At 47.6% G+C, this 6,440-nt stretch carries 2 protein-coding genes and 1 pseudogene; all 3 read right to left on the bottom strand.

What is annotated here, in order from left to right:
- The coding region (locus JOD20_RS26050; protein WP_204758094.1) for a type I polyketide synthase at positions 1-2,048 on the bottom strand (2,048 nt) is incomplete at its 3' end.
- A 29-nt stretch (positions 2,049-2,077) separates the two neighbouring features.
- Positions 2,078-5,461, bottom strand: a complete 3,384-nt coding sequence (locus tag JOD20_RS26045; protein WP_204758093.1) for an amino acid adenylation domain-containing protein — start codon at positions 5,459-5,461, stop codon at positions 2,078-2,080.
- Positions 5,462-6,017: 556 nt separating this feature from the next.
- A pseudogene (locus JOD20_RS27065) lies at positions 6,018-6,221 on the bottom strand (ISKra4 family transposase); the annotation flags it as partial.
- Between the last annotated feature and the right edge of the window lie 219 nt (positions 6,222-6,440).

Below are 6,440 nucleotides of genomic sequence, written 5' to 3'. Positions count from 1 at the left end.
GTATTGCTCGCCGCCAGCACGAGGGCGGGATAGGCGGCGAGCAGGGGCTGAATGCTGGTGGCTGGGGCAGGAATGGCGAGCATGCCCCCGCCAGCAGGCAGAGCTTGCATGAGGGTGGCACGGGCAGCGACGAGGTGGACGGCATGGGGCAGGGTCAGAATGCCCGCATGGAGTGCCGCAAGAATTTCGCCCAAACTATGGCCAAGCACGCAATGAGGGGTTACGCCCCAGGAGCGCCAGAGGGCGGCGAGGGCAACGCCAAGGGCAAAGAGCGCAGGTTGAGCGACGGCGGTGGCCGCGAGCGTGGCAGGGTCAGCAGTCGGATCGAGCAGCAAGGGCAGCAAGGGGGTGGGCAGGAGGGGAGCAAAGGCCGCGATGACGGTATCCAAGGCATCGCGAAAGACTGGGAAGTGGGCATAGAGTGCCCGTGCCATGCCGGGATACTGCGACCCTTGGCCGGTAAACACAAACGCAACTTTGGGCGCTTGAGTTGGCTTTGCGCTAAGTTCCTGTCGCGCATGTTCTAACTGAGCGATTAATTCTGCTTGATCGTTGCCGACAACTGCTAGGCGATAGGCAAATTGGGTTCTGCGATAAATCGATGATTGACATAACGGTTCAAGTTCATTGCTTGATATGGTAGCGAGACGCTTGCTATACTGTTGGGCTAGGGTATTTAATGCCGTCGCAGATTTTGCGCTCAAGGCAAGAATTTGCGGGGTGGCTCTATGCGTTTCATCGATTAGAGTTGATTCGGGTGCTTCTTCTAAAACAAGATGGGCGTTGGTGCCGCCAATGCCAAATGAACTAACTCCAGCCCGACGCGGTAAGGTTGTTTCCCACTCGCGTAAGTAGGTGTTTACAAAGAAAGGAGTTGTTTCAAAGTCAATCTGTGGATTGGGCTGGCTAAAATGTAAATGTGGCACTAAGCGGCGATGCTTAAGCTGAAGTGCGGTTTTGATTAATCCAAGTACGCCCGAAGCTACATCTAAATGACCAATGTTTGGCTTAATGGAGCCAATTGCACAAAAATTGCATTCGTTGCTGGTTTCGCGAAAGGCATTGGTTAAGCCATCGATCTCAATTGGATCTCCAAGCGCGGTGCCAGTACCATGGGTTTCGACATAGCCGATTGTATTTGAATCCCAACCTGCCAAGGCGATGGCCTCAGCTACAACTTGGGCTTGGCCTTCGGGGCTGGGCGCGGCATACCCCATTTTTTCGGCCCCATCATTGTTCACTGCTGAGGCTTTGATAATTGCAATAATGTTATCGCCATCATCGAAGGCTTGTTGGGCCGATTTTAAAACAACCATCCCAAGGCCATTGCCAAAGATCGTCCCTTGTGCCCGCTGATCAAAGGCATAGCAATGCCCATCAGGCGAGGCTGTGCCACCTTGTTGATAGAAATAACCAGGCAGTTCGCTAAAACGGATTGAAACCCCACCCGCGAGCGCCAACGTACATTCGCCATTCAGCAGACTTTGACATGCTTGATGAACTGCAACTAACGAACTAGAGCATGCAGTCTGAATCAGCATGCTTGGGCCACGCAGATTAAGTTTGTAGGCAATACGGGTCGGAAGAAAATCTTGTCCATTACCAAGAAACAGTGGGTAAAACTGTTCGGCCAAGTTGGCAAAGCGCGGGCCATGGTTAATATAGGTGCTCAAGGCCGAACTAACAAAAACTCCCACTGACGATTCAGTTCCCGCAGGATAGCCAGCATGCTCCAATGCTTCCCAAGCAGCCTCAAGCATCAGCCGCTGTTGCGGGTCCATCATTGCCGCTTCGCGGGCTGTATAGCCAAAAAATTCGTTATCGAAGCAATCTACCGCAGCGGGCATAGCTTCGGCCTTAACATACTCTGGATTATTAATCAAGGTTTCTGGAACATGCTGAGCACGTAGTTCCACATCGCTCCAGAAGCGGATCGACTCAACGCCAGCTTGCAGTTGATCCCAAAGTTGCTCAGGATTTACTGCCCCAGGTACTCGACAAGCCATACCTATAATTGCAATTCCATCAATCGGTGCATGCGTTGGCATCGACGTAATTCCTCATCTACTATGCTCGATTAGCGTTTGCGGATTTGTTGACGTTTCTCGCTAGCAGCACGCCGAGCAGCAGCCCGATGCTGTACTGGTGCTTGAGACTGATCCCCAGCGAGATACTCTGCAAGCCGAACGATGGTTGGATATTGGAATAATTGGCTTAAGCGAATTGGGCGGAGCGCTAAGGTTTGAAGTTGACTATGCACCCGTGCTGCGGCAATCGAGGTTCCGCCAAGATCAAAAAAGTTGTCGTGAATGCCGATTTGCTCGATGCCTAGCACTTGTTGCCAAATATTAGCCACAAGCTGTTGCAAATCATTTTGGGGCTCAACATAGTTCATGTCGTGCATCAAAACGACCCGACTATTAGTAATTGGGGGTAACTGCTTACGATCAATTTTGCCATTGTAGGTTAGCGGTATCTGATCAACAACAATATAACCGCGAGGAATCATATATTCAGGTAATTGGGCTTTAAGCTGTTCATGCAAGCTGCGAATCGGCAAGCCTGTTTTGGCTATTTGCAGGGTTGTTGGGGTTGCCACGTTTGGCGTATCCTCAACCCGTCGAGCATAGACCGTAAACAAAACGGTATTAACAAATACACTGTTTTGAACAACGACTACCTGAAAGCCTTGTTGGCTTAGCAGTGTTTCAACTTGAGCCAAGGCATCGCCGCTATTGTGAACTTCAACCACTAATTGGCGGATTTTGGGCCAATCGGTTAGCTCAATCCCCCGCAATACATTTAATTCACTTTTTTCAACGTTAATTTTGACCAAATCGATCTGTTCAAGCTGTTGTTCACGGATAACCTGCGACATGGTACGCAATTGACAGGTTACTAACTCGCCTTCGAAGCGGCCTTCAACCAGTTCTTCAGAGTATTGAGCAAAAAAGGCATCGTTCTTTAAAAATGCTTTCGAAAGCGTTTCTTCATCGGCTCGATTGCCAAATGCCCCTGATAAGGCTGACCATTTGGGATAATAGGTAAACTCAATCGCTTGTTCACGATCGGCTAATCCATACATGAACATTTGGACATCTAAATCATATAATTCGATATTTTGGCATGCAGTCTGATAGATTGCCGGAACTGGCTCGAAACTATAGACCTTGGGATTACGACATTTGCTATTGACATAAAGTGCAAAAAGCCCAATATTTGCCCCTACATCAAAGACACAAGCTCCATCGTGGAGTTTAATCCCATGCAGCAGATATTCATCCTCGCCAAAAATGACTTCATACAGATGGGTCGTTTCATTGATGTTTTGAGGAACAATCGCTAACCCATTTGGTAATTGCTGAATCTGTGTATCAGTTACCCCAAGATAGCGCTGGCGATCAGGGGCGATATAGGCAATCAGGTGTCCCCCATGATCATCGTGTTCGTGAACCACAACGCTTGCATTAACCCCAGCAAACCTATTGATCGTATGCTCAATCTCGCCCAATTCAATGCGATAGCCGCGAATTTTATGTTGGTTATCATTGCGGCCATAGTATTCAATCAGCCCATCGTCACGAAATGCTGCAATATCACCAGTGTTATATAAGCGATCACCTTGAATGAAGGGATTCGCAATAAAGCGCTCGACAGTTAGTTCAGGCCGATTGAGATAGCCTTGTGCCACCCCAATCCCACCAATATATAACGTTCCTTTTACACCTAGTGGTAATAATTGAAGTTGACTATCTAAAATATAACAATGCTCATTTGGGAGCACCCGCCCAATTGGTGGTGAACCCTGAAGATTTCGCGGCAACTCACAGCAAATCGAATAGACTGTTGTTTCAGTTGGGCCATAACAATTTACAATCCGTTGAAGTTGGGATTTTTGCCAAAGATCGTTAATTAATCCTGGGCTGGCAGCCTCGCCCGCTAGATTACTGCAACTAACAGAAGGTGGTAAATCGCCTATCCGTAATAGCTCAGTAATTGCCGATGGTACGCTGTTGATCAACGTCACCCCGGCGCTATCCCATGCAGCCCGATCGAGAATATGGTCAACTAAAAGCAGTGTTGTACCAAGGCAGAGTGACCCGAAGATTTCAAAAAACGCAATATCAAACCCAATTGAAGTTGAGGCCAATACCAGCGCCATTTCATCACGCGTATAGGCTGTTGTAACCCAATCGATCAAGGCACTGACTGCTCGATGGGTAATACTAATTCCTTTGGGTATACCGGTTGAACCTGAGGTATAGATAACATAGATCAGATCATCTAGGTTCGTGATTGGCTGTTGACTGTCAATAGGATAGGTTATAATCTCAATTTGGTTAAAAATAATTACTGAGGTACTTGTACTAATTTGATTGACCAACCCAGCTTCAGTTACAATTGCTGTTGGTTTTGCATCGCTCAAAATCTGATTTAGCCGAAATTGTGGAAATTTAGAATCAAGTGGTAAATAGGTAGCGCCTAATTTAATAATTGCCAACAATGTTATTAATAGGTCAGGAGTACGATCCATATAGACAGCCACTACGTTACCTGGTCGCAAATTCTGTTCGTATAGCCAATGCGCTACCTGATTCGATCGACTATTCAGTTCAGCGTAGCTGATGCTCTGATCGTGCCATATAATTGCTGTCGCGTGAGGTGTATACTCAGCATGATCAGCGATAATTTGATCAATTCGACGTTGTTGCCAATCACGTTGAGTTGAGTTCCATTCAATCAGTTGTTGTTGAATTTCCTCTACCGAAAGCATGCTCGTCTTCAGCACTAATTGCCGAGGGTTTTGTAATAATTCATTGAATAAATGTTCAATATGATCAAGTAAACGTTTAATCTGTACTTCAGCATAATTAGCTAAATAGCTACAACCAAGTATCCATTCAGCATCAACAATATCGAGTGTAAAAATCAGGTCAAATGTACCAGCTTCGATTAATGATTGAGCTACATTAATATCGTGCCAACCAAGTGTTGGATCAACTGAGGTACTTGGGGCAAAAGCCGTTCGAATCGCGCCTTTGGGGCCAACAACGAAACTGCTTGGGTCATAAGCAATTAAGCTTGGGGCAATTAACGCATTGCGGATTGATTGATCAATCGCGTTAATTGCCATGGTCCAAGTCGTTTCTGGTGTAAACGAGGCAACAATTGGCAAGCAAGCAGCACCAGCTTTCGACTGAAGTAAAAATCCCGCGCCATACTGGGTTTGATCGTGATAGCGAGCCATAGCTGTAAGCAGCGCTGTGCTTAGAGGAACCCAATTGAAAATAGGTTTTGCTTGATTAGGAAAATGCGGAGGAAGATAGATTTGTTTAATCAAAATATTGCTTGAACGTTGATTATTTTCACTAGGTAACGCATGTGGCAGCGCAACCATACCCAAATCGTGTAAGGAACTAGCAGCTTCTGTTTCAAGCCCATCATAATTCAACCAATCCATGTGTCTGCCTTTCATTGTAAGTATGATATGAATATCATGGCATTCAGCTATTTATCGGTATAAATTTAAATTATAGTAGGTCTAGCCTGCTAAATTCCACCATAAAACAAACTTAGATATTACATCCAAGATTTATAGTTAAATCTACGCACGAGCAGTCTAGATTAATGCTAAACCATAAGCATTAATCGTGTTTATGATTGATTATGGGGATTGAATGCCAACTCTCTTCCAAGGTTACTGATACAATTATCCTTCAACATAAGACACAGTATCTAGATATTATGTCTTATAGCCATATGTATAGCTAAATCCTATCCTACCATAAAACCTCAAATAATTGCAAGGGTGTCCGTCAGCTTTTTGCACCGGATGAGCGCTTTGGGGGATACCGCCGCCACGGGTGGATGGGTTTCGGCGCGGGTGGTGGTGGCAGTTCCGGTGCGGATGGCGGTTCCGGTGCGAGTGGCGGTTCCGGTGCGAGTGGCATGATCGGGCGGACGATCCGGCCATGCTGGCGCATATGCGCCATACTCGCCGTCCAGACCTCGCGCCAGCGATCATTGCACACGGCATTCCGCAGCGCCAGCATCGGATTGACACGCGCCCGCGCCCAATGCATGCCTGCACCGTTCAGCCGCGCCTCGACGACCAGTTTGTTGGCGCTTTCCACGATCCCGCTGCCAATCGGCCAGCCAGCCGCGCGGAAGGTCGGGTAGGCCATCTGATTGACTCGTTTGCGCAGATAGCCCAGATGCTCATCACCCACCTGCGGATCAGGATGCGTGGCGGCCACGGCGGTGACGGCAGCCAGAATCGCGGCCATCCCCTCGTGTTTGAGCCGATGCTGCATGGTGGGGTAGGGCAACGATTCGATTAGCCACTGTAATGGTCAAATACCCTTTGCATCCTGAACCCTATGCTGCTACGATAGAACCATGACGAAACGCATTCATTTTCCGCTGACTACGGCTCAGCA

It is taken from the genome of Herpetosiphon giganteus (assembly GCF_016907925.1).
Lineage (GTDB): Bacteria > Chloroflexota > Chloroflexia > Chloroflexales > Herpetosiphonaceae > Herpetosiphon > Herpetosiphon giganteus.
The sequence above is the reverse complement of the archived record's forward strand: the minus strand, read 5'-3'. Positions and strand labels throughout refer to the sequence as shown.